Consider the following 24840-nt stretch of genomic DNA (forward strand, 5'->3'; position numbering starts at 1 on the left):
TAAATCGCGGACATGATTTTGCTTCTTCAAAGGATGCGATAAAGCGTGCTGCAGGAAGAGGCTTCGACGTTGGTGGCCACATGTTGTTTGGACTTCCCGGTGAAAGCAGAGAAGAAATGCTGAATCAGGTATTTGAAATTAATAAACTCCCCCTCAATACCATCAAATTTCATCAACTTCAGATAGTTAAGCGAACAGTGATGGCAAAGCAATACATGGAAAACCCTGAAATGTTCGATTTATTTACCAGAGACGAATACATTGATTTTGTTATCGACTTTATTGAACGATTACGCCCCGACATAACAATACAACGACTTACAAGTGAGGCACCTCCCAGTATTAAGATTGCACCTAATTGGGGGAACTTAAGAATAGGTGCTATACAGCAACTTATTGAAGACAGAATGGAGGAAAGAGATACATGGCAGGGAAGGCTTTATTAACCAACAGTTTAATTGTTGACATAACTATCAATAATTAAACTTTCCCCGAATATCTTTTTTAGATGATTTTGGTTTAGAAAAATTTAAAGTGTAGCCAACTACAAGTGCTAATCCATTGATACTTGTTTCGGAAGAATTGTCTACAGTCCCCAAAAGGTAATTATCGGGATCGGGATCAGATAAATTCACCAGTTGAGAATGTGCGCTTCTGAATGAAAATCTATAACTAAGTCCAAAAATAATATTATTACTATTTGGGGTAATGTAATCGAAACCAAGTGTTACACTATACAGATTCCAATAACTAATTGTAGGAACCCAGTTCTCAGTTCTGCTTAATTTATTCGTGTCAAATACGTTTCTGTCTACTTTAATCCCACTTAATAAAACCCAGTTTTCTGTAACCTCACGTTCATAACCTATAGCGAAGTTAAAGATCCTTTTGGAAGCATACATGACCTTATTTTTATTCGGATATATCGGTTTTTCAACATTCGATGCTACTATTGCTTCATCATCGAATCCGGTTATTGAATAAGGCGATACCTGTGAAAACAAATTCATTCTGCCATTAACAATTCCTCCTAAAAATAAAAATTGCACACCGGCATCTAATTCCCATGGATTTTTGAACCAACTGTTGGTCCAGTCATTATAAACATCATAATAATGTAATCTGCTTCCGGGCAGGTTTACACTTTCTTGCCTTTGAATTGATGCTCCATCAAATAATAAAGTAGGAATTCCGGTAGTGGTAACAGTAGCTCCCCAACTTACATATTCATCTTCATATGCAACTCCAATTTTAAAAATCATCCCCAGTTGATTGAATTTAACTCTCCTGTTAAATCGGGTATTAGCAACTAAATCATCATTACTGTCAAAAACATTATTCTCAATATTTGAAAAACTGGTTTCCGATCTGTAAGCAAAAAACAGAGATAATCCTGCTGACCATTTTTCACTCATCAGAAAACCTGCACCTATTCCAAACCATGTTTCATTAATTTCATCAAAATATTCATACTTACTGTAATACTTCTCATCACCTTCAAACTGAGAGTACAAATCCAACTCTTCATAGTACGATTCTCTAAAATTTAATTTAGACTGCTGCTTATTAAAAATGGCATAAGTAAAAGTAATATCCGGAAGCCTCCTAAATTTTGCTATTCCGGAAATAAACTGTGGCACAAAGCTGAAATAAGGGTAATACATATTAACACCATCTCCACCACCGTTCTTTATATAGCTCGTATATAAAGTAGCAATATTTGCAGATAAACCGATATTAGAATGTTCCATAAATCCCAAAGCCCCGGGATTGTAATATATCGCACTATTATCACGAACCGAAGCAGTAACGGCACTACCCACAAGAGTAGATCTTGATCCAAATTCTGTAGTCCAAAGATTATCCTGCTGAGCATTTATATCCCCGACAAAACCAAGAACAATGATAATCAATGATATATGAATTCGTTTTTTCAAAATTACTATAATATTGAGTTCATTTCAGTTAAAACAAATTTAGCATATTTGTAGCAATATATTATATTCGATTATGGACAACCTTTATACATACATCCAACTTGGCATAGATCATATACTCAATACAAAGGGATATGATCATATTCTATTTATCATAGCATTGACAGTACTTTATTCTCTTAAGGAATGGAAGACTCTCTTAATACTGGTAACAGCTTTTACAATCGGGCATTCCCTGACTCTTGCACTTTCGGTACTGAACATTGTTAGTATTAACAGTAATAGAATTGAGTTTTTAATTGTTTTAAGTATTGCTGCAACAGCTATTATGAATATAATTAGGGCTGGAAAAACTCCAAGTCATAACGGTTTAAAAGCTTATTACGTTCTTGCTCTCTTTTTTGGCTTCATACACGGAATGGGATTTGCGAACTATTTGCGCGCCATTTTAGGGAAGTCAGGCGAAATTATCACTCCACTCCTTGGATTTAATATTGGATTAGAGATAGGACAACTTATTATTGTTGCAGTATTACTGATAATAACCCTGCTACTTGATATTTTATTCAAGGTAAGAAAGCAAAATTTTATAGTTATTGCTTCTTCCATTATATTAGGAATAACCATTCCAATGCTTCTGGAGCACGAATGGAAAACATTTTTTTAAAAAAGAAAATGTCGCTCTCCGTACAGAAAGCGACATTTTTTTTTAATAATTCCTAATATTAAAGATCAAACTTAATACCCTGTGCTAAAGGAGTATCAAGTCCATAATTAATAGTATTTGTCTGACGTCTCATATAAAGCTTCCAGGCATCTGACCCGGATTCTCTTCCTCCTCCGGTTTCTTTTTCACCACCAAAAGCTCCACCAATTTCAGCACCTGAAGTTCCTACATTTACATTGGCAATTCCACAATCTGACCCTTGCTGAGACAAGAATAATTCCGCTTCGCGCAAGTTTGTAGTCATTATTGCTGAAGAAAGGCCCTGAACAACTCCATTCTGTAATTCAATTGCTTCTGTTAAAGTTTTATACTTCATAATATAAAGTAGAGGAGCAAAAGTTTCATTCTGAACAATATCATAGTGGTTTTCAACTTCTGCAATCGAAGGAGCAACATAACAACCCGACTCCATTCCTTCTCCGGAAAGCTTTTTACCTTCCACAAGCATTTTACCTCCTTCGCTCTTTGCCTGCTCTACCGCGTTTAAGTATGTATCTACAGCTAAAGTATCAATTAATGGTCCCATGTGATTATTTTCATCCAAAGGATCACCAATTCTAATATTTGAATAAATGCTCTTTAATTTTTCAGTAACCTTTTCAAATATACTCTCGTGAATAATTAATCGTCTTGTTGAAGTACATCTCTGCCCCGCAGTTCCGATTGCACCAAAAACTGCAGTTTTTAATGACAATTCAAGATCTGCATCAGGAGTTATAATTATTGCATTATTCCCTCCAAGCTCAAGAAGTGATTTTCCAAACCTTGCGGCTACTGCCTGACCTACAATACGTCCCATTCTAATTGATCCAGTTGCCGAAATAAGAGGAATTCTTTTATCGGACGTCATCAACTCGCCGATCTTATAATCACCGGTAACCAAGTTTGTTACTGCACTTGGATAATTATTTTCTTCCAGAACCTCAGCCAGAATTTTTTGAGATGCAACTCCACATAAAGGTGCTTTTTCTGATGGCTTCCAAATTATAGTATCACCTGCAACAAGTGCAATTGCTGCATTCCATGCCCAAACAGCCGTTGGAAAATTGAATGCAGAAATAATACCAACTACTCCTAGTGGGTGATATTGATCGTACATTCTGTGCTCAGGACGTTCAGAGTGCATAGTTGAACCATACAATTGACGTGATAATCCAACAGCAAAATCACATATATCGATCATTTCCTGTACTTCGCCTAATCCTTCCTGGTACGATTTCCCCATTTCATATGAAACTAACATCCCCAGATCGTCTTTAACTTCGCGAAGTTTTAAACCTAACTGCCTGATTACTTCCCCTCTTTTTGGCGTTGGAACTTTTTTCCAAACATTAAAAGCTTCATTGGCAGAACTAACTACTTGCTCAAACTCTTCTTCAGTAGTTACCGATACATCTGCTATTACCTGATCATCTACTGGTGATTTTGACGTGATAAACTCTGCATTCACGTCAGCAATAAAATTAGTTCCTATAGCAGTTCCCTTGTTAAGGTCGCTTACTCCCAGCCTTAAAAGTGCCTCTCCTATCCTGTTATTCTTAACAGCTACATCTGTCATCTTTAAAGTTATTATGTGTTTATAATTTTAGTTTTGTGCCAGCTAATATAAAAAAAAAGAGCCCAAAAAGGGCTCTAAATATTTTATATGTGTTACAAATCTTTATCGTACTAATCTTGGATTTCCTTTTATAACCAATTTCCCTCCGAGAATAATATCTTCCGAAATACTACTGGCATCTTTTAAATCGGTATTGCGATATATTACCACATCTCTTTTTACCTTACTTAATTTTTCCAGACCTTTTAAATCACTTAAACTTTTATTAAACGAAATAATAAGATGATTTATCGACTCAAGGTTTGACAAACCATTTACTGATTCTAACTTATCATTTCGCTTTATTATCATCTTCCCGTCAATTTCCTTCAATACTTTAAGTCCATCAAGATTGGTTATGTTTGACCTATCAATAATAATATCTCCCACGAAGCTATCCTTTGGATAACATTTACCAAAAGCATCTATTTCTTCCTGACGGTAAAACCTTAAATCCCCTGTACCCATAAACACTAATTTCATGTTCTCAGGGTCGGAAGTATAAACAGAATTGTTACTTATTTCAGGATTTGAGGACATATTATACAAAGTATATAAGCCAACTGCTTCATGAAGGTTTACATTGTTCTTAACGGTTAACTCCCCTTCAAAATGAGAAATATTGGCAAATGGTCTAAAATATTCTAATTCCTTATTCCCTACTATCCTAATATATCCTGTTATCTCTTTTAATGACGAAAAAGCATTAAGGTCGTTCAATACATCGTTGTTTTCTATAGTTAAATTACGAATAGACTCTACATTCTCAAATCCATCTACATATCTTAACAATTTATTATTTCTTACAACTACATCTTTTAACTCTCCATTAAAAACACCACCGGGAATGGTTGTCAGGTTTTTGTTCCCCACTATATAGACATCTCCATTAACCAGAATACTGTCAAGTCCGACAAGGGTTTCTAATTCAGAATTATTAATAATATAAACATTACCTTTTATCTGGGAAATAGACTCTAACAGACTCAGGTCTGTAATCTGGTCAACCCCCTCAGATGCAATGATCAGATTTCCAATTGACTCCCTTAACCTGAGATGATCAACCTCTGTCTGAGTATTTAGGGTAACATTGACCACTGAATCATCTTGCGGGTAGCCCGCTAAGAGGATATTGGAAAAAAATATTGTCAGTATGTAAACCAGCTTCTTCACTTATACTTCTAATTACTAATTATTTGCCAAATATACATTATTATTTGTAAGTTTTACCTTCCTTTGCGGCGAAGTGAATTTATTACAGGCAAACTACATATCTTCATGCGAAAAAACAAAGAAAAAGCAACGACAATTTGGTTGATATTGTGTTGCTTAGATATAGTCGTTTTTAATGCCCAATTTTGATTTCCAGATACAGTAAATTCAAATTATTAAATACAATATCTCACAAATACATATACCCTGCCAAAACAAAGATAATGAATGTTTTGTAAGAATTCACTTTCATGCTGTACGAATATAATTATTTAACAAAACTTTAACATTTTCAATTCAAATATTCACCCAAAAATAATCTAAAACTACTCCACTAAGTTCTTAAAAAATGTAATAAACTAAAACACATAAAGTAACGCATAAAATCAAATTACCGGGAAGGGAGTAAAACATAGTACAATTTGCCAATAACTATGAAAGTAAGACAGGAAAGTATCGCACAGAAAGGTGCCTTGTATAATTTATATTCTCCAAAAAAAAGACTTGATCCGATTGTAGTTCTTCCGGATACGCTTTTTAACATATTTAAGAAAATAAAAAAGCACTTCCCCTGAAAAGTAAAGTGCCCTATATTATTGATTTAATAGTCTCCTTAGTTTTTTGAAAGTTGACTAATCTCTACAATTTCTTTTAAAAAAAGCACTGTTATTACGGCTAATATTATAGTTAATACAGTAATCATCACAATTAAATTATTAGGTTTATATACACAAATTAAATAAATAATATTGATTCAACAAAACATTAACATAAAACCTCCTAAAATAACACTATTCCACTCACTCTGCATCACACTGATCTACACCACAATAACGCCACGTAAAAATTTCTTAAAACTAATTTATAATAAAATTCAAATCCTAAATCATATTTATATCGTAAGATAGTATTACTTTTGCTTAAATTTAGTCTAAATTAATGATAATATGTCGCGGTCGGTTGCAGATTTAGATCTAGGTGAAACTGGATTAATTAGTGGGTTTGACTCAGAAACAGACATTCTCAAACTTCTTGAGATGGGTTGTTTACCCGGGTGTGAAATCAAATTGAAATTCATGGCCCCATTTAAAGGTCCAATGTATATTAGTGTGGCAGGAAACGAAATGGCCATAAGAAGAAGTATAGCTAAAAACATATTACTTCTTCCTAAAGAAGATGCAAAATAATGAAATATCCATATCTGCAATTTACCCCCAATAAGAAGTTAACAATAATGACTGTGTCAGCTGTTCAAACTATCAAATTACTACCAGATGAATAGGGAGAATTTTAAAATTGCTCTGGCAGGTAATCCGAACACGGGAAAAACATCCCTGTTTAATGCACTTACCGGCATGAATCAAAGGGTAGGAAACTATCCCGGCATTACTGTTGAAAAAAAAATAGGGTACTTCAAAATTGATAAAAACACCAAAGCAGAGTTGATTGACCTTCCTGGTACATACTCACTTAATCCAAGTTCCTTGGACGAAGAGGTTGTTCTAAAAGTATTAACAGACAGTAAAAAAGAAGATTACCCTGATGCGCTTGTCTTTGTAGCTGATGCAACAAATCTAAAAAGGAACCTATACTTCTTTTCTCAATTAAACGACTTGGGAATACCTACGGTTTTAGCTCTAAACATGGTTGATTTAGTAGAGAGAAAAGGTATAAAAATTGATATAGACAAACTTTCGGAAGAACTCAACTCTCCTGTAATATTTTTAAATGCCAGAAAAGGCATTGGCATAGATGATCTAAAAGAAAAACTAAGCAAACTAAAACATGTAGAAAAATCCAATGCTGTTGACTTATATAAAATTTCACCGAAGTTTATACCTCAGATCAAAGAAGCTCTTTCAGAAGACAACGACTATATTGCCTGGGTAAAAGCAGTTCAGAAAACAATACCCCAATTCTTACTTGAGGAAGAAAAAGAAGCTATTAAACTGTGCATTTCGAAATACAACATCAACGTAGAGAGACTTAAAATAAAAGAAACTATCAGCAGATATCAGTACGTAAGTAACATTCTGAAAAAGGTAGTAACGGAAAACAAAAAAGACGACATAACCTTAACAGGTAAAATCGACAAAATACTTACACATAAATTTCTTGGCTACATCATTTTCTTTTCCATTATGATGTTTCTTTTTCAGGCAATATACTCTTGGGCATCGATACCTATGGATTTTATTGATTCATCGTTTTCTAGTCTTGCGAGTTACCTGAATAAAAATTTACCATCGGGACCTATTAGTGCATTAATATCCGAAGGGGTTGTGCCGGGTATTGGTGGTATAGCTATTTTCATTCCTCAAATTGCTATCCTTTTTGCTTTTATAAGTATTATGGAAGATACAGGATACATGTCGAGAGTAGTTTTTATTATGGATAAACTAATGAGGAAGTTTGGCATGAGCGGAAAAAGCATAGTCCCCCTTATGTCGGGGATGGCATGTGCTGTTCCGGCAATAATGTCAACAAGAACCATAAATAACTGGAAAGAAAGATTAATTACAATATTTATTACACCTTTTATTACCTGCGCAGCAAGACTCCCGGTTTACTCAATTATTATAGCTCTTATTATTCCAAATGAAACTGTACTTGGCTTCTTTAATATTCAGGGGCTGGTACTGATGGCGATGTATTTAATAGGTTTTGCATCAGCACTGGTGTCTGCTTACATAGCCAACAAAATAGTCAAAATAAAAGGCCGCAGCTCATTTATAATTGAGATGCCATCATACAAGATGCCGTACTATAAGAATGTAGGATTGGATATAATAGAGAAGACCAAAGCTTTTATATTCGATGCCGGTAAAATTATTTTAACAATATCAGTAATATTATGGGTTTTGGCATCTTATGGACCGAATGACAAGATTAAAAATGCTGAAAACATCGTAAAACTGGAACATCCAAATCTAGAAGGAACAAGTCTTGATAAAAAAATCACTTCTTTCAAACTAGAGAACTCTTATATAGGTTATTTTGGTCATTTTATTGAGCCGGCAATAAAGCCGTTGGGGTACGATTGGAAAATTGGTATCGCACTAATATCATCACTTGCTGCCAGAGAAGTATTTGTTGGCACTATGGCAACAATATATTCAGTTGGAAGCTCTAATGATGGTGATGGCGTTACGGTAATGAAAAGAATGCAGAGCGAAATAAACCCTGAAACAGGAAAGGAAATGTACAGCTATGCAGTTGGATGGTCCTTACTTATATTCTATGCCTTTGCTATGCAATGTATGAGTACAATTGCCATAGTTAAACGCGAAACCAACTCCTGGAAATGGCCAATAATTCAAACTGTGTATATGACAGGACTTGCATATATATTATCTTTTATTGTTTATCAGCTATTAAAGTAATATAATGAGTATAGATATTCAAAATATAGTCATATTTGTTATTTTCATCTGTGCAGTATGGAAGCTAATCAGACACTTCTATACTACATTTGATGATGAAAAATGCCCAAGCTCGTGTGGATCATGTCCAAAACCAACAGATATAAATCAGTTTAAAATTACCTTTAAGGATATAGACGAGTAAATCTATTCTACTCATATATAATGCTAGCATAACACATTGAAAAATAATATATTGAATATGTGAAATATATGCTTCAGGACGGAAATCACTTTTTTTTGGCCTTCTTTTAGTAAAATTTACAAAAAAAAATAATCCCCAATATGCCTTTCACTAAGCTAAACACAATGGCATCAATGGGTTTAGGGTCATTTTTCAAAATAAAGAAAAGGCATTGTTTTATTCTAAAGTTTTTTACTTTTGCAGCATAATTTTAAAAACTATTATATCATGTCTGACATTGCATCAAGAGTAAAAGCAATAATTGTTGACAAATTAGGTGTTGATGAAAATGAAGTAACACCTGAAGCAAGCTTCACAAATGATTTAGGAGCAGATTCACTTGACACTGTGGAATTAATTATGGAATTCGAAAAAGAATTCGATATTCAGATCCCGGATGATCAAGCGGAAAATATAGCTACAGTAGGTCAAGCTATTTCTTATATCGAAGAAGCGAAGTAATTCGACAAACCAAAACTTAACCGGTAATTTTATGGAATTGAAACGAGTAGTAGTGACCGGAATGGGGGCATTGACTCCTATAGGTAACAATTTATCCGAGTATTGGGAAGGATTGAAAAACGGTAAAAACGGGGTTGGTCCCATTACCCACTTCGATGCTTCTAAATTCAAAACTCGTTTTGCCTGTGAGGTTAAGAACTTTGATATAACACAATTTGTAAATCGCAAAGAAGCTAGAAAAATGGATCCTTATGCCCAGTATGCTATGGTTGTAGCAGACGAGGCTGTTGCGGATTCAAAGCTTGATTTAGAAATTGTTGATAAAGATAGGGTTGGAGTAATCTGGGGATCAGGTATTGGAGGTCTAAAAACTTTCCAGGACGAAGTTACTAACTATAACAGTGGTGACGGTACTCCAAGATTCAACCCTTTCTTTATTCCAAAGATGATAGCTGATATTGCCGGAGGGCAAATCTCTATCAAATTTGGATTCAGAGGGCCTAACTTTACAACAGTTAGTGCTTGTGCTTCTTCATCAAATGCTATTATTGACGCTTACAACTATATTAGATTAGGAAAAGCTGATGTAATGGTATCAGGAGGATCTGAAGCCAGTGTTATCGATGCTGGTATGGCAGGTTTTAATGCTTTACATGCTCTTTCAACAAGAAATGATGATATAGACACTGCATCCCGACCTTTTGACAAAGGACGTGACGGGTTTGTATTGGGAGAAGGAGCCGGAGCTTTGATTCTGGAAGAGTACGAACATGCTGTAAAAAGAGGAGCTAATATTTATGCAGAAGTTGGCGGTGCAGGAATGTCTGCCGATGCTTATCATATGACTGCACCTCACCCCGAAGGTTTAGGGGCTTACAAAGTAATGGTAAACTGTCTAGACGACGCCGAAATGGCGACAGAAGATATTGATGTAATTAATGTACATGGTACTTCTACTCCACTGGGAGACGTTGCTGAGGTAAAAGCCATTCAAAAACTTTTTGGAGAACATGCTTATAGTATGAACATAAATTCAACTAAATCTATGACTGGTCACCTATTAGGTGCTGCAGGTGCAGTTGAATCAATTGCTTCAATACTTACCTTAAAAGAAAATATTGTTCCTCCTACTATAAACCATTTTGAGCTTGATGAGGATTTAGATCCTGAATTGAATTTTACTTTCAATAAAGCTCAAGAAAGAGAGGTGAACGTAATTATGAGTAATACTTTCGGCTTTGGGGGCCATAATGCAAGTATTCTTTTTAAAAAAATAAAATAATTACGTAATTAATAAACGAACAAACAGGTTTATTTTTCTTGATTAATCAAAAATATTTTGTGCAAATAATTTGATTTGTACGGTATCAAAATAATAAAATTAATTTCACATGAAATTTATCCTGAATTGGTTTAAATCCCGTCATCCAAAAGAAGACGGGATTTTTTTTTCTGATCTTAAAGATATTTTAGGCTTTAAACCAATTAATATCGAATTGTATCATACTGCCTTTACACATAGGAGCATGGCACAGTTCGATAAACAAGGTAATCCTATTAGCTACGAAAGATTAGAATTTTTGGGCGATGCTATTCTCAGCTCTGTTATTTCTTCATATTTATACGATGAAATGCCAAATAAAAATGAAGGTTACTTAACACAAATGAGATCCAAAATTGTAAGCCGAAAAACACTAAACGAAATTGGCAGACAAATAGGACTAAAAAAACTAATTAAAAGTAAAATTCCCGACAATCAATTTAGTCCTACTCTTTTGGGCGACTCTTTTGAATCGCTACTTGGTGCTATTTACTCGGATTTAGGATATGAATATGCCGAAAAATTCATATACGATAAGATGATAGAACCTTATGTGGATATCGATAATTTGGAAAATAAAATTTCGAGTTATAAGAGTTTTATTATTGAATATTGTCAAAAAGAAAAAAAGGAAGTCAACTTCATTTTAATAGAAGACAAGTCGGAAAGTAAAAATAAACTTTTTGGTATTAAGCTTGAAATTGATGGCAAGTACATCTCAAAAGGACGGGCAACATCAAAAAAGAAAGCCGAAGAACAGGCTGCCAAACGGGCTTATTACTCTATCCAGTCAAAAATTAATAAAAAAAATAATTAATTAGGAAAAATACATGTACTTTTGCCTTATTATCACCTAATTACAATATTTTTACCCTCTTAAAAAACAGCAATATAGGTATTGTTATTAAAATAATTTTACTTAAATTTGCAACCGTTTTACACAATAAGTGTACTAAGTACAATTAGTAACCGGATGGAGTTAGAAATTGAATACGATTTTTCAATAATTGGCATCAATACAGTAGTTGATGACCATCAGCTAGCTTTTTATCTGAACAAATACTTAGAAACTAATTTTATTCGTATATCTAAGGACTTAGATGTACGAGGCAAATCTAAAGAAGAAATTAGCTATTTCCCTCTTTTTTTACACGAAGATATCCAAAATATGGATACCTGGTATTTGATTAACAACAAATATGTAGCTGAAAATAATTTTTTTGAGAAAGATAAAAGCACATCACAAAATCTATTTTTTCAATCAAACCAACCTACTCAGATAGCAAGATATTTTCTACCTGAGAAAAAGGAGGTAAATTATCTGTTGCGATTAGAATATAATGATAATCGCATTGATAAAATTATAAAAAAAATAAGATCGATTCCTGTGGTTACAACTGCTTTCTCTATTGAATATAATTCTTTACGTTCTAAACAGAATTTAATCTTTTAATTATGCACAATTTAAAGAAAACCAAAATCGTTGCAACACTTGGACCAGCAACTGACAGCAAAGAAACTTTGCTTGGTATGATGAGAGCTGGTGTAAATGTTTTTCGTATCAATTTCTCTCATGCTGACTACGATGAAGTAAAATTCAGAGTAAATATGATCCGTGAACTAAACAAAGAATACGGATTTACAACTGCCCTGTTAGGTGATTTACAGGGGCCAAAACTTAGAGTAGGAGTAATTGAAGAAGGTGCTGTAGTTGAACCGGGTGACATCGTTACTTTTACTAATAAAGAATGTGTTGGAAACGCATCTCTGGCATACATGACTTACCAAAGATTTCCAAAAGATGTAAAAGTAGGTGAAAAAATCTTACTTGACGACGGTAAACTGATGATGGAAATCGTTGAAACTGATGAAGAAAGTGAAGTTAAAGCAAAAGTAATTCAAGGTGGACCATTTAAATCTAAAAAGGGTGTAAACCTTCCTAATACAGATGTTTCTTTACCCGCTTTAACAGAGAAAGACATCCAAGATGCAATCTTCGCAATGGAAATTGAAGTTGACTGGTTTGCTTTATCATTTGTAAGAAATCCTCAGGATTTATTAGATCTTCAAGCGCTGATTAAAAAACACTCTGATCACAAAATTCCAATTATTGCAAAAATAGAAAAGCCTGAAGCAGTTAGGGATATCGACAGAATTATTCCTTACACTGACGGTTTGATGGTAGCTCGTGGTGATTTAGGAGTAGAAATCCCTGCTGAGGAAGTTCCTTTAATTCAGAAAGAATTGGTACGTAAAGCTAAAGTTGCACGTAAACCTGTAATTATTGCTACTCAGATGATGGAGACTATGATAGATTCTATGACTCCAACACGTGCTGAAGTTAATGATGTTGCGAACTCTGTTCTTGATGGCGCCGATGCAGTAATGTTATCCGGAGAAACTTCTGTTGGAAAATATCCTGTTCAGGTAATAGAGCAAATGTCACGTATCATACAAAAGGTTGAATCTTGTAGTATAATTAATATCCCTGAGCACAAACCTGTTATTAGAGATGATCGTTATATTACAAACTCTGTTTGTTATAACGCTGCCCAAATGGCTCCGCAAATTGAAGCCAAGGCAATTACAACAATGACAAATTCAGGTTATACTGCCTTTCAAATTTCGTCACACAGACCAAATGCACATATCCTGACGTTTACGAATAACAAACGCATCATGACTATGTTGAACCTGCTTTGGGGAGTTCAGGCATTTTATTACAATAATTTTGTGAGTACTGATGAAACTGTTATTGAAATAAATGCAATTGCAAAAGAAAAAGGATACGTAACAAAAGGCGACATGTCCATCAACTTAACTTCTATGCCTATTCAGGAGAAAGGTATGGTTAATACAATGAGAGTATCTTCAATATAATAATATCTGATTTTCAGGTATAAAAAAAGAGAGGCCTTTAGCCTCTCTTTTTTGTTTGCTATAATTGTACTAGTTCTCTTATACTATAAATAAAGTAACACCTGAATGCTATCCGAAATTTGAAATTTGCTTTAATTTATCATAATCAAGAATTTCAAACTGCTTCCCATCAGATTCAACTATTCCTTCCATTTTAAATTCCTTTAATATTCTCGATAAACTCTCAACCGATAAAGTTGCCATTTCGGCCAATTCTTTTCTGGTAAAAGGCAATTCAAACTGTGCACTGGAAAACAATCTCTCAACCATACATAGCAAAATATCAGCAACCCTTGCATGAGCCTGTTTTTGTGTGAGAGTAATTATACGGCTATAAAGATTTTTAGATCTGATATTTACCGACTTCAGTAATTTGGCAGCAAAAGATGCATTTACTGATATGGCTCTCTTTAACCCGTCAATTTCCAATAAACAGACAGTAACATCTGAAACTGCCGAAACACTATATTGGAAATACTTGTCATTATACATAGATTCAAGACCTACAAAACCACCTCTCTCAATACACAAAACCTGTCTTCGGTCTTTGTGTTCAAGAAAAATTTTCACCATTCCTTTCTTTACAAATAACACATGTGGCGCAATTGTACCCTGCTTAATTAAAGTCTCCCCCTTTGCGTAGTGCATTTCCATATGCTCTACGGACTTAGCATGTTCTTCTCCTATTACATCACCGAGCATACAACTATCATTATGCATGCAGTCGAAACAAGGCGAGTCAATAGAAAGGTTTAGTTTACTGTCTTTGTTCTGTATCATATGTTGCAAAAATACAACTAAATCAAGTTTAGAATCAAACTAAATCAAGTGATTTATTTCATATTAAACAAATTATATTGAGCTACTTGAAGCTCATTTTCTAAGAATATTTTGTATTGGCATATACATTTGTTGTAGTCAATTAAAGGAAATTTTTTGACGGAGAGTAACCAATCGTAAATAATGTTAATTCAAATAAGTTGTAATAGATGATAAATCATTTCACTAGACTTATTATGCCGATAGTTTTTTTACTCGGTATAATGAGTTGCGAAACCCCGGAAACGAAAAATACAAAATCAGTCTCATCTGATAAAATTTTCGAAGATTGTACCGAAATGGTAGAATATACCAAGGAGTACATTACTGAGGTTTCTACAAAAGACCTCCAATCAATAATGAATGGAGATGAAGAGTATTACCTGGTCGATGTTAGAACGGGTAAAGAAAATGCAAAATCCTACATTCCGGGATCTGTATCAATTCCACGAGGCGTATTAGAATTCAGAATTGCAAACGAGGACGTTTGGGATGATGAAGGTATTTATATGCCTGAAAAAACTTCGAATATAATTATCTACTGCAAAAAAGGCGGTAGAGGAGCATTAGCCGCTCAATCGCTACAACAATTAGGTTACTCAAATGTAGTGAGCTTAAAAGGAGGTTTTGTACAGTGGAAAAAAGACTTTCCAAAAGAAATTTATGAAAATGTTATCCCAACTTCATCAGGAGCTGCTCCTGCAGTAGCAGCTGAAGAAGACTCAGGAGGATGCTAACATGTATGATATTGAATTTATGATATAAATATTGGTTACTGATTAATTCATAAATCACGCATAAACATTTACAATTAAGAATTTAACAATTCAAGTTTAATATTACCAATCACAAATAATAGAAATTATGAAAAAAATAATTTATTTATTAGCCCTTTCCTTAATCGTATTTACAGGATGTAAAAAAGAGGAAGTAGCACCTCCAGTTGAAGGTGATTCGTTTGAAACACTAACTACTTATTTAGTAAGTAATGACTTAGACATTCCCGATGTTATTAACGGATGGATTGTTGCACCACCTGCATCAGAAGATGCAAGTACATTCATTGGTACTTATGATATTCTTGATATCAGAAGCGCAGAACATTTTGCTGAAGGACATATTGAAGGAGCAACAAACACAACTTTAGGAAATATTTTATCAGCGGCACAATCTGCTTCAAAACCAATTTTGGTAGTGTGCTATACCGGACAATCAGCATCGCATGCAGTAGTTGCTCTTAAACTTAGCGGACATACTAGTGCAAAAGTTCTAAAATGGGGTATGAGTGGCTGGAATTCTAATTTCTCAGGTCCTTGGGCCGGAGCTATTGGGAACAGTGCTGATGACCACTCAGGAAACTGGATAGCTGCACCGGGATCAATAACTACTACAGGTAGCTTTGATTCTCCAAGCTTTACAACAAATGCTACAGATGGAGCAGGTATACTTAAGGAACAGGTAGACAAAATGTTATCAGGAGGATTTAAAGGAATAACAAATAATGATGTTCTATCTAATCCTGCAAATTATTTCACAAATAATTATTGGTCAAATGATGACGTATCACATTACGGACACATAACAGGCGCCTACAGACTTAATCCTCTAACTTTAGAAAATAATGAAATAAAAGGTCTTGACCCTACTAAAACTATCGTCACATACTGCTGGACAGGTCAAACTTCGTCTATGGTTACGGCTTATTTGAATGTGATTGGTTACAATGCAGTGAGTTTAAAATTTGGGACTAACGGAATGATCTATGATTCTCTTGAAAGTCACAAGTTTGTAACACCTACGACAGACCTTCCTGTAGTAACCGAATAGTTTTAGCGGCATCACACTTCGGTGTGATGCCTTTTTTTACCGAAATATAAAATTATTAACTGATGAAACGATTAATACTGATAATACTAATAGGTTTTACACCCATCCTTGGATTTTCTCAGGGATGTGAAGAACCTTCAGAAGACGGGGGAATAAAACTCTTTGGGTATATTCAACCTCAATTCGATTATAATGTTGACGAAGGAAACACCAACTCTTTTAATTTTAACAGAGCACGTTTAGGAGTTACAGGAGTTATACCTTACGATTTTTCATACTATGCAGTATTGGAGATGAGCCCTTCATTTAACGATGCAAGAACTCCATTCTTGCTCGATGCTTATGTGAGTTACAATAGGTTCAACTGGGCTAAAATGGCTTTAGGTCAGTTTAAATCTCCTTTTAGTCAGGAACTGCAAACAGCTTGTCATAAGCTTACTACCATAAACAGATCTAAATCAGTCTTAGAACTGGCTTCTCCACTCAGAGATATGGGATTCATGATATCAGGAGGTAATGATACTACGATTGTTAAGTATCAGTTAGCAGTAATGAATGGTACAGGCTTAAACACTCTTGATGATAATACCGGGAAAGATTTCGTGGGCAGAGTTGTTATACAGCCTTTGGATTTTTTACAAATAGGAGGAAGTTACAGATATGGAACCGGAGCACCACAGGAAGCAGATTTACCTGATGACACACACATGAGATATGGGTTCGAAACGCAAATAAAATTTGGAGCTTTCCTTTTACAGGGTGAATATATCTACGGAAAAGACGAAGGATCTTACACCGAAGGTGGTGGCTGTGGAGGTGAAGTAACAGTACTACAGGGAGACAAGGAAAGAAGAGGATTCTATGGAATGGCTTCCTATATGTTCGATTTCGGACTACAACCTGTTGGGAAATTCGAAATGTATGACAACGACATATCTGTTGATGATAAAGCAGAATATATAACAACTTTAGGTTTAAACTATTTCTTCAACGACTGGACAAGATTACAAATTAACTATTGTTTAATTCAGGAAAGTGCAATAGAACAAATAGATAATGACAGATTAGCAATACAAATGCAAATCAAATTCTAGTAAAGACGATGCGCGCATCGTCACACAGCAACATAAAAAAATATTGACAAATGAAAACATATAAATATTTATCAACACTAATTATTGCCTTCTTAATTTCGAGTTTGGCAATAGGACAGGATCTTATCTCTGCTAAAGAATTAGCAGGTAAAATGAACGATGACAATGTAGTTGTTATCGACACACGTAAAACCAAAGATTACAATAAAACACATATAAAAGGAGCTATACATCTTTATCAGGGAGAATTAAACAATGACACTCCTGTAAAAGGAACATTGAAAAAGCCTTCAGAGTTAGCTGCTATATTTGGGAAAAAAGGTATTTCCGAAAAAAACGAAATAGTGCTTTATTGCAACAAAGGTACAAATGCCGGTAGAGTTTATTGGGTATTAAAGTACATGGGTGCTCAAAACGTTAAGATATTAGACGGTCAGATGAAAGCGTGGAAAGCCGGAAGAAAACCTATTACAAAAACAGCTTCAACACGAAAGGCTACAACTTTTAACAAAACTCTACACAAAGAGTATTTAGCACGTATGAGCGATGTTAAAAAATCAATCAACAATGCAAGCATCGTCTTAATTGATGCACGTGATCTGGAAGAGTACAACGGAACAAAAGAAGACGATAAAGACAATTTGAGAAAAGGTCATATTCCGGGAGCTATAAGCATTCCTAAATCTAATTTGGTCGATTCGAAAAGTAAACTTAAAAGCAAAGACGCTTTGGCATCTATTTTTAATGATGCGGGTGTTACAGCTGATAAAAATGTGATCATTTACTGTAAATCAAGCTCAAGAGCCGGATTGGAATTTATGGCTCTTACATCTGTACTTGGATATAAAAATGTAAAAGTTTACGATGGTGCATTTTACGAGTGGGAATCTATTGCAGCTAACGAAGTTGTGAAGTAATTGATCTTTTTACCTCATTCCGACTAAGCGATAGCGCATGCCTGCCTGACGGTAGGCATTAGCTACGCTTGGGTCGATATGAAGACATTAAATAACTAATTATGCAAAGCAGAAGGAAATTTATAAAAATATCATCCGCAGGTGCAGGTTCAATGATGTTACCACTTTCGTTTCCGAATTTCTTTTCGGACAATGAAGAAGATGTTTCAAAATTTAAAAAAATACCTACCTACTGCGAAGTCTGCTTTTGGAAATGTGCAGGATGGGCTTACGTAGATAATAAAGGTGATATCAGGAAAATAGTAGGGAACAAATTCGACCCTCATTCAAACGGTCGTTTCTGCCCTCGTGGAACCGGAGGAGTTGGCATGTACAACGATCCCGACAGGCTTAAGCAGCCTATGATGCGAAAAACTATAAACGGCGAACAAAAATTCGTTAATGTTTCATGGAATGAAGCCTTAGACTTTATAGCGCAAAAAATGAAAGATATAAAAGCTGAACACGGAGCCGAAAGTTTAGCTTTATTCAATCACGGCTCCGGAGGTAAACATTTTGGAACACTTATCAAAGCGTTCGGATCTACAAACATTACTGCTCCATCATATGCTCAGTGTAAAGGTCCGCGTGAAGAAGCTTTCAAGGCTACTTTTGGCAAATCCGTTGGATCGCCGGAACCTGCCGATATAATCAATACCGATTGCCTGGTTCTTTTGGGAAATCATATAGGTGAAAATATGCACAACAACCTTGTGCAGGAAGTAGCAGATATTCAGGATAGAAAGGCTACGATTATTACCGTTGACCCCCGACTATCAACAATAGCTTCTCATTCGAAATATTGGCTGCCAATAAAACCATCAACAGACCTTGCTCTTTTACTGGCATGGATAAATGTTATTATCGAAAGAGGTATTTACGATAAAGATTATGTTGAGAAATATGCTACCGGTTTCGATGAACTAAAAAATCACGTAGCACAATACACTCCGGAATGGGCTGAGAAAATAACTGAAATTCCTGCTGAAAAAATCAAAAAAACAGCCTGGGAAATGGCTCAGGCAGCACCAAAAGTTATTATTCACCCCGGTAGACACGTTACATGGTATGGTGATGACACCCAACGCTTGAGAGCTATTGCTATTCTTAATGCGATACTTGGATCATACGGCCGCGAAGGAGGTTTTTACCTTCCAAACAAAGGTAAATTACCGAAAATGCCACATCCGGCGTTTCCAAAACCAAAATGGAGCTGGAAAGAAATGATGGGCGACAAATACTCACATGCACATTATTCTGTAGCAAACGCATTTATCGATGCAACGCATCCCGACAATAAAGGAGAGCACAAACTTAAAGGATGGTTCGCAGTTGGAACAAACCTCACAACAACTATCCCTGATCAGAAACGCACTTTAGAAGCAATTGACAATCTTGATCTCTTTGTTGTAGTCGACACCATGCCGGCTGAAATTTGTGGTTATGCCGATGTTATTCTTCCTGAGTGTACTTATCTGGAAAGATGTGATCACCCTAGAATATCACCTCATCGTGAAGCTAATTTTGCAGTGAGAATGCCGGCGGCAAAACCTAAATATTTAACTAAACCAGCTTCATGGATGGTTAAAAAATTAGGCAATAGGTTAGGGTTACAGGATTACTTCCCTTACGATGATTTTTCTGAAGTAATAGATTGGCAATTACGCCAAATCGGTTCTTCTTTAACAGATATGAAACAAAGGGGCGTAAAACTTCAGCCAAAATTAAACCACGATTTATTTATAAAAAATGGTGAAGATTACAAATTCAAAACTGCATCAGGCAAGATTGAACTTTATGCTCACTCACTAGAGGAAAAGGGATTTGATCCTCTCCCGGTTTATACTGAACATGAAAAACCTGCTAAAGGTTTTTACAGATTAAACTACGGTAGAGCGCCAATGCACACCTTTACCCGCACTACAAACAATCCAAATCTTACCGATTTGATGGACACAAATAATCTTTGGGTAAATTCAATTACCGCAAGAGAAAATAATCTGAAAAACGGGCAGGAAGTTTGGTTGAAAAACCAAGACGGCATTGTTTCTACTTTCTCTATTAACGTCAGAGTTACAGAACGTATCAGGCCCGACATGGTATATATGATACATGGTTTTGGACGAAACAACAAGATGCTTGAAAACTCGTACGGAAAAGGAATTTCAGATTCAGAATTAATAACAAACGTGAAGATTGATCCGGTTATGGGTGGCACAGGTATGCGTGCTAACTTCGTAACTTTCATCACCGAACAACCAAGAAAGGAGGAAGCAGCAGTATGAAATCTATATTAAAACAATCCCATTTTATAAAGATAGAATTCAATATGTCGATTCCATGTGACCATAACATAAAAATTATTAGCACATGAGATATGCAATGGCTATAGATACGCTAAAATGCGTAGGATGCAGCGACTGTGTAGTTGCTTGCCAAACAGAAAACAATGTCCCACAGGGATATTGCAGAGACTGGGTAAAAGAAACCGTAAATGGTTTATACCCATCTGTTGAGCTTGAATACAGATCCGAAAGGTGTAATCAATGCGAGAACACTCCTTGTGTAAGAACCTGCCCTACCGGAGCTAGTTTTGTTTCGGATGGTGGAATAGTTTTGGTTGATTCTGACAAATGTATAGGATGTGGTGCCTGTATAGAATCGTGTCCATACGACGCACGGTATTTTCACACTGATGGAACTGTGGATAAATGTACTTTCTGTCATCACAGAGTTAGTGAGGGCAAAGATCCGGCTTGTGTGAGTGTATGTCCTACTAAGTGCATGTATTTCGGCGATATGGATGATCCGGAAAGTGATGTATCAATAGCTCTTAAAAACAGGAGTTACAAAACATTAGCACCGGAAACCGGAACTAAACCTCAGGTATATTATTTGGTTTAATCAGATATTAGACATGAGAAGGTAAATTAAAGGTTTATCATCTGAAGTCGAGAATCTAAAGTCTAAAAAAATGAAAGAAGAAATAATAATTAGCGGACGGAATAACCATCTCATAGACCCCGTACTAAATGTTTGGCATTGGGAAATACCGGCTTATCTGTTCCTGGGAGGATTGTCGGCAGGAATACTTTTCTTTGCCGCATTCTACCATCTGCGATATCCAAACAAAGCTATCTCAGACACATTAAAAAAAGCAGTAATGTTGACTCCTATATTTTTGGTTTTGGGATTAGGAGTATTAATGCTCGATTTAAAAAACCCGCTTATGTCGTGGAGACTATACACCAGTTTTAGTATAGAGTCACCGATGAGTTGGGGCGCCTGGACTTTGATGCTGGTTGTTCCCCTATCCTTTATGTGGAGTTTTGTAATGGTAAAAGATATTTTTCCAAATGTAAAATGGCCGTTTGCCTTTATAGACACATTAGAAGAATTCCTAAAGTCTAAATGTAGAATTATGGCGTGGATATTACTAATATTCTCGATCATCCTGGGTATTTACACCGGTATTTTACTATCGGCATTTAATGCCCGTCCGTTCTGGAGTAACCCTATCTTAGGTCCTTTATTTTTAGTATCCGGTATGTCTACAGCAGCGGCTTTAATTACCTGGTTAAGTAAAGATCACGAAGAAATCAGAAAGTTTACACGTATTGATTTATGGTTGATTTCGGTAGAGATTTTTATGATAATACATGTATTTATGGGCATGCTTGCCGGAACACAGCTACAAATAGAAGGTATAGGAATGTTTTTGGGAGGAGAATACACATACATATTCTTTGGCGGTGTAATAATTTTAGGCTTATTACTCCCGGCATTATTGGAATTACTGGAGATGTATGGCAAAAAGATCCCTGCATTTATTCCTGCTATAATGATACTGATCGGAGGATTAATTTTCAGAATAGTTATGGTTGAAGCAGGGCAAGTAAGTTCCGTGATTTATTAACCCGAGTTATACCAATTAAAATTCAAAATGATCGATGTGAATCATTTTGATTTCAAATAGGTATTAGATTGTGTTGAATTAATATTTTTTATGAAAAAGCTCCCAAACAGAATATTGTTGGGAGCTTTTAATTTTTACAAAACCTTATTTATTAATTTTCATCAATAACTTCCTCTATAAGTTCAGACTCTACATTTCCTGCTTCCTTTTTACCCAAATATTCAGGTAATTCCATCCCGGCCATTTTAAACAGCTCTTCAAATGGAGGTACAGATCCAAGCATTCCCGAAAGGAACTTTGCAGATGTTGGAGAATCTCCGTTACTACCCATATTATCCCAAACAGTAATCTTGTCGATTTTAAGATTTTTAACAGCTTCCACCTGTGCTTTTACAAGCTCCGGCAACTTATCGGCGATCATAATCTTAACTGCATCATTTGGATTATTTCCTGCAGCTCTCACTATCGCTTCGAAACCTTCGGCCTGCTTACTTAAAATTTCATACTGACCTTTACCTTCGGCAGCCATTTTAGCATAAATTGCATCAGCCTCTCCCTTCGCTATAGCTCTTTTTTGCTCAGCAATAGCTTCGGCATCAATTGTAACTTTTTCCTTATCAATTTGCGCAGGCACAACAACATCAGCCTTTCTGGTGGCAAGTTCTTTATCTGCTCTCGAAATCTCAGCTTCTTCCTCAGCCTTATAAGCCTCTTCCAAAGCCTTAGCTCTTGACACCTTTTCGGCTGCAATTGCTTTTCTCTCAGCTTCCGCTTCTCTTTCTCTACGGCTTGCATCAGACACGGCAACTTTTACCTTCGATGAATTCTCCCCATCTACGGCAGTTGCATTGGCTTCGGCCACCTGTATTCTTTCTGTTTTATGAGCTTCAGCTTCACCGATCTTAGCTTGCGCTACTGCACCCGAAATTTGTACTCTTTCTTTTTGACTGGCTTCTGCTTCTCCAATTTTTGCTTCTGCTATCGATGCCGCAACCCTTATCCTTTCTTTTTGATCAGCTTCCGCTTCACCAATTTTAGCATCAGCATTAGCATCAGATACTTTTACCCTTTGCTGCTGATGAGCAATTGCCTGCCCAATTTCACCATCTCTGTTTTTCTCAGCTACAGAGTGTTTTGCATCATTTATTGCCTTTGCAGCAGCTTCTTTACCCAAAGCTTCGATATAACCGGATTCGTCATTGATATCCGTAACGTTTACGTTTATCAACTTCAAACCAATCTTCTTAAGTTCTGCTTCCACATTTGATGAAACAGCATCTAAGAATTTATCCCTGTTATTGTTGATTTCTTCAATATCCATTGTAGCAACAACAAGACGTAACTGACCAAAAATAATATCTTTTGCAAGGTTGCTGATATCGTCCTGCGACAATCCTAATAAACGCTCTGCAGCATTGTTCATTATCGAAGGTTCTGTTGAAACACCTACAGTAAATCTTGAAGGTACATCAACACGGATATTTTGCTTACTCAGTGCATTTGTAAGGTTAATTTCAATTGAGATTGGGGTAAGATCCAAAAAAGCATAATCCTGTATTACCGGCCAAATGAACGACGCACCACCATGGATACATTTTGACGACCTTGCCTGAGCATTGTCATCCTTGCCAATTTTACCGAAAACAACCATTATACTGTCCGAAGGACAACGCTTATAACGCTTAACAAGTGATACTATCAGCAAAAAGACAAATCCAATTGCTACAGCTGTCACAATTAACATCGATTCTATATTCATATTTATATTAGGTTAATTTATTTACTATCTGAAACTATTAAAATATCACTGTCATTAACATCAACAACAGTTACAATCGTTCCGGTTATAAGCTCAGCAGAGTCATTGGTAATAGCATCTAGAGTCTTCAGCCCCTGAACATCAATTTGAATTTTCCCGACTCCTTCCATTTTAGCAGGAATGGTTAAATATACAATCCCTGTTTTGTATATAGCATTTCTGATTTTCCATGTTCCATCTTCGGTAAGTTTCGACATCGAATAAACTATATACGCCATAATGAACATCATTATAAGACCACTGACAACAGATAAAACGACAGTTAAAAAATTCCCGAGATTAGAATGTATCCCTGCAATTCCTGTCCATGAAAAAACTGTAAGAAAAGCTATAAAGTTTTTAAGAGTGAGAAACTGAAATCCAACTCCTCCATCTATATCTGAATCCGTATCCAAATCATCAACATCACCGCCAATGAGAGTTAAAATAACCTGAAATATAAACACTATAGTAAAGGGAAATGCAATATACCAGTAAACACGTTCAAATAATGGCATAGAAGCATACCAATCGGAGAGTGAAAGTATCATAGTCTAAGAGTTTTTTAGTTTAATTGGGGCTACTAAAATAACAAAAAGAATCATTTATCTAAAGATTCTCATATCTTTTTTTTGGCGCTATTTCCGGC

The 24840-nt window shown here is 35.6% G+C and carries 22 protein-coding genes; 16 read left to right on the forward strand and 6 right to left on the reverse strand.

From position 1 onward, the window contains the following. The coding region (locus tag ABFR62_05090; protein ID MEN8137789.1) for a TIGR01212 family radical SAM protein at nucleotides 1-446 on the forward strand (446 nt) is incomplete at its 5' end. Nucleotides 447-473: 27 nt separating this feature from the next. On the opposite strand, the gene ABFR62_05095 is transcribed toward ABFR62_05090, so the two are convergent. Continuing rightward, entirely contained in the window at nucleotides 474-1937 is a 1464-nt protein-coding gene (locus ABFR62_05095) for a hypothetical protein (GenBank protein MEN8137790.1), read from the reverse strand. Nucleotides 1938-2010: 73 nt separating this feature from the next. On the opposite strand from ABFR62_05095, the gene ABFR62_05100 reads away from it, so the two are divergent. Next, nucleotides 2011-2604 (forward strand): HupE/UreJ family protein, encoded by a 594-nt coding sequence (locus ABFR62_05100; protein MEN8137791.1) that lies wholly within the window; start codon nucleotides 2011-2013, stop codon nucleotides 2602-2604. Between the two features lie 58 nt (nucleotides 2605-2662). Here the strand turns inward: ABFR62_05100 and ABFR62_05105 are convergent, their stop codons facing one another. Both ABFR62_05105 and ABFR62_05110 read right to left on the reverse strand, forming a co-directional pair. Next, nucleotides 2663-4222, reverse strand: a complete 1560-nt coding sequence (locus tag ABFR62_05105; GenBank protein MEN8137792.1) for an aldehyde dehydrogenase family protein — start codon at nucleotides 4220-4222, stop codon at nucleotides 2663-2665. Nucleotides 4223-4324: 102 nt separating this feature from the next. After that, on the reverse strand, nucleotides 4325-5434 hold the full coding sequence (locus tag ABFR62_05110) for a hypothetical protein (GenBank protein MEN8137793.1): 1110 nt from the start codon (nucleotides 5432-5434) through the stop codon (nucleotides 4325-4327). A 986-nt stretch (nucleotides 5435-6420) separates the two neighbouring features. Between ABFR62_05110 and ABFR62_05115 the strand changes: the two genes are divergently transcribed. The 7 genes from ABFR62_05115 to pyk all read left to right on the forward strand — a co-directional run bounded on the left by ABFR62_05115 (nucleotide 6421) and on the right by pyk (nucleotide 13742). Next, the gene (locus ABFR62_05115) at nucleotides 6421-6660 is read left to right on the forward strand and encodes a FeoA family protein (GenBank protein MEN8137794.1); all 240 of its coding nucleotides are present in this window, start codon (nucleotides 6421-6423) and stop codon (nucleotides 6658-6660) included. An 87-nt stretch (nucleotides 6661-6747) separates the two neighbouring features. Beyond that, nucleotides 6748-8856 carry a ferrous iron transport protein B gene (gene feoB / locus ABFR62_05120; protein MEN8137795.1) on the forward strand — a complete coding sequence of 703 codons (2109 nt, stop codon included), beginning with the start codon at nucleotides 6748-6750 and terminating at the stop codon, nucleotides 8854-8856. Nucleotides 8857-9307: 451 nt separating this feature from the next. Then, on the forward strand, nucleotides 9308-9541 hold the full coding sequence (locus ABFR62_05125) for an acyl carrier protein (protein ID MEN8137796.1): 234 nt from the start codon (nucleotides 9308-9310) through the stop codon (nucleotides 9539-9541). Between the two features lie 31 nt (nucleotides 9542-9572). Further along, nucleotides 9573-10823 (forward strand): beta-ketoacyl-ACP synthase II, encoded by a 1251-nt coding sequence (gene fabF, locus ABFR62_05130; protein ID MEN8137797.1) that lies wholly within the window; start codon nucleotides 9573-9575, stop codon nucleotides 10821-10823. A gap of 109 nt (nucleotides 10824-10932) precedes the next feature. Next, nucleotides 10933-11679 (forward strand): ribonuclease III, encoded by a 747-nt coding sequence (rnc, locus tag ABFR62_05135; protein ID MEN8137798.1) that lies wholly within the window; start codon nucleotides 10933-10935, stop codon nucleotides 11677-11679. A gap of 156 nt (nucleotides 11680-11835) precedes the next feature. Next, nucleotides 11836-12315, forward strand: a complete 480-nt coding sequence (locus tag ABFR62_05140) for an IPExxxVDY family protein (protein MEN8137799.1) — start codon at nucleotides 11836-11838, stop codon at nucleotides 12313-12315. A gap of 2 nt (nucleotides 12316-12317) precedes the next feature. Beyond that, a complete protein-coding gene (pyk, locus tag ABFR62_05145) occupies nucleotides 12318-13742 on the forward strand; it encodes a pyruvate kinase (GenBank protein ID MEN8137800.1) in 1425 nt (474 codons plus the stop codon). 108 nt (nucleotides 13743-13850) lie between these two features. Here the strand turns inward: pyk and ABFR62_05150 are convergent, their stop codons facing one another. Continuing rightward, nucleotides 13851-14561 (reverse strand): Crp/Fnr family transcriptional regulator, encoded by a 711-nt coding sequence (locus tag ABFR62_05150; protein MEN8137801.1) that lies wholly within the window; start codon nucleotides 14559-14561, stop codon nucleotides 13851-13853. A 263-nt stretch (nucleotides 14562-14824) separates the two neighbouring features. On the opposite strand from ABFR62_05150, the gene ABFR62_05155 reads away from it, so the two are divergent. From ABFR62_05155 to nrfD, 7 genes are all read left to right on the forward strand, one after another. Continuing rightward, nucleotides 14825-15337: a rhodanese-like domain-containing protein gene (locus ABFR62_05155; protein MEN8137802.1), complete on the forward strand. Its 513-nt coding sequence runs from the start codon at nucleotides 14825-14827 to the stop codon at nucleotides 15335-15337. A gap of 127 nt (nucleotides 15338-15464) precedes the next feature. After that, nucleotides 15465-16427, forward strand: coding sequence for a rhodanese-like domain-containing protein (locus ABFR62_05160; GenBank protein ID MEN8137803.1), 963 nt, complete (start codon nucleotides 15465-15467; stop codon nucleotides 16425-16427). Between the two features lie 62 nt (nucleotides 16428-16489). After that, nucleotides 16490-17521, forward strand: a complete 1032-nt coding sequence (locus ABFR62_05165) for a porin (protein ID MEN8137804.1) — start codon at nucleotides 16490-16492, stop codon at nucleotides 17519-17521. 50 nt (nucleotides 17522-17571) lie between these two features. Next, nucleotides 17572-18438, forward strand: coding sequence for a sulfurtransferase (locus ABFR62_05170; GenBank protein ID MEN8137805.1), 867 nt, complete (start codon nucleotides 17572-17574; stop codon nucleotides 18436-18438). 101 nt (nucleotides 18439-18539) lie between these two features. Next, nucleotides 18540-20762 (forward strand): molybdopterin-dependent oxidoreductase, encoded by a 2223-nt coding sequence (locus ABFR62_05175; protein ID MEN8137806.1) that lies wholly within the window; start codon nucleotides 18540-18542, stop codon nucleotides 20760-20762. Between the two features lie 85 nt (nucleotides 20763-20847). Further along, entirely contained in the window at nucleotides 20848-21381 is a 534-nt protein-coding gene (locus ABFR62_05180; GenBank protein MEN8137807.1) for a 4Fe-4S dicluster domain-containing protein, read from the forward strand. Nucleotides 21382-21451: 70 nt separating this feature from the next. Then, nucleotides 21452-22393: an NrfD/PsrC family molybdoenzyme membrane anchor subunit gene (gene nrfD / locus ABFR62_05185; protein MEN8137808.1), complete on the forward strand. Its 942-nt coding sequence runs from the start codon at nucleotides 21452-21454 to the stop codon at nucleotides 22391-22393. A 151-nt stretch (nucleotides 22394-22544) separates the two neighbouring features. On the opposite strand, the gene ABFR62_05190 is transcribed toward nrfD, so the two are convergent. Both ABFR62_05190 and ABFR62_05195 read right to left on the reverse strand, forming a co-directional pair. Then, complete coding sequence (locus tag ABFR62_05190; GenBank protein MEN8137809.1) at nucleotides 22545-24152, reverse strand: SPFH domain-containing protein; 1608 nt, start codon at nucleotides 24150-24152, stop codon at nucleotides 22545-22547. Nucleotides 24153-24169: 17 nt separating this feature from the next. Then, nucleotides 24170-24742 (reverse strand): hypothetical protein, encoded by a 573-nt coding sequence (locus ABFR62_05195; GenBank protein MEN8137810.1) that lies wholly within the window; start codon nucleotides 24740-24742, stop codon nucleotides 24170-24172. Nucleotides 24743-24840: the final 98 nt, after the last annotated feature.

The sequence above is a fragment of the Bacteroidota bacterium genome (genome assembly GCA_039714315.1).
Lineage (GTDB): Bacteria > Bacteroidota > Bacteroidia > Flavobacteriales > JADGDT01 > JADGDT01.

Coding starts and splice junctions, on each gene's coding strand:
- ABFR62_05115 (MEN8137794.1), top strand. CDS start 6,421: ATGTCGCGGTCGGTTGCAGATTTAGATCTAGGTGAAACTGGATTAATT.
- ABFR62_05190 (MEN8137809.1), bottom strand. CDS start 24,152: ATGAATATAGAATCGATGTTAATTGTGACAGCTGTAGCAATTGGATTT.
- rnc (MEN8137798.1), top strand. CDS start 10,933: ATGAAATTTATCCTGAATTGGTTTAAATCCCGTCATCCAAAAGAAGAC.
- fabF (MEN8137797.1), top strand. CDS start 9,573: ATGGAATTGAAACGAGTAGTAGTGACCGGAATGGGGGCATTGACTCCT.
- ABFR62_05155 (MEN8137802.1), top strand. CDS start 14,825: ATGAGTTGCGAAACCCCGGAAACGAAAAATACAAAATCAGTCTCATCT.
- ABFR62_05100 (MEN8137791.1), top strand. CDS start 2,011: ATGGACAACCTTTATACATACATCCAACTTGGCATAGATCATATACTC.
- pyk (MEN8137800.1), top strand. CDS start 12,318: ATGCACAATTTAAAGAAAACCAAAATCGTTGCAACACTTGGACCAGCA.
- ABFR62_05160 (MEN8137803.1), top strand. CDS start 15,465: ATGAAAAAAATAATTTATTTATTAGCCCTTTCCTTAATCGTATTTACA.
- ABFR62_05140 (MEN8137799.1), top strand. CDS start 11,836: ATGGAGTTAGAAATTGAATACGATTTTTCAATAATTGGCATCAATACA.
- ABFR62_05175 (MEN8137806.1), top strand. CDS start 18,540: ATGCAAAGCAGAAGGAAATTTATAAAAATATCATCCGCAGGTGCAGGT.
- ABFR62_05150 (MEN8137801.1), bottom strand. CDS start 14,561: ATGATACAGAACAAAGACAGTAAACTAAACCTTTCTATTGACTCGCCT.
- feoB (MEN8137795.1), top strand. CDS start 6,748: ATGAATAGGGAGAATTTTAAAATTGCTCTGGCAGGTAATCCGAACACG.
- ABFR62_05165 (MEN8137804.1), top strand. CDS start 16,490: ATGAAACGATTAATACTGATAATACTAATAGGTTTTACACCCATCCTT.
- nrfD (MEN8137808.1), top strand. CDS start 21,452: ATGAAAGAAGAAATAATAATTAGCGGACGGAATAACCATCTCATAGAC.
- ABFR62_05105 (MEN8137792.1), bottom strand. CDS start 4,222: ATGACAGATGTAGCTGTTAAGAATAACAGGATAGGAGAGGCACTTTTA.
- ABFR62_05170 (MEN8137805.1), top strand. CDS start 17,572: ATGAAAACATATAAATATTTATCAACACTAATTATTGCCTTCTTAATT.
- ABFR62_05195 (MEN8137810.1), bottom strand. CDS start 24,742: ATGATACTTTCACTCTCCGATTGGTATGCTTCTATGCCATTATTTGAA.
- ABFR62_05125 (MEN8137796.1), top strand. CDS start 9,308: ATGTCTGACATTGCATCAAGAGTAAAAGCAATAATTGTTGACAAATTA.
- ABFR62_05180 (MEN8137807.1), top strand. CDS start 20,848: ATGAGATATGCAATGGCTATAGATACGCTAAAATGCGTAGGATGCAGC.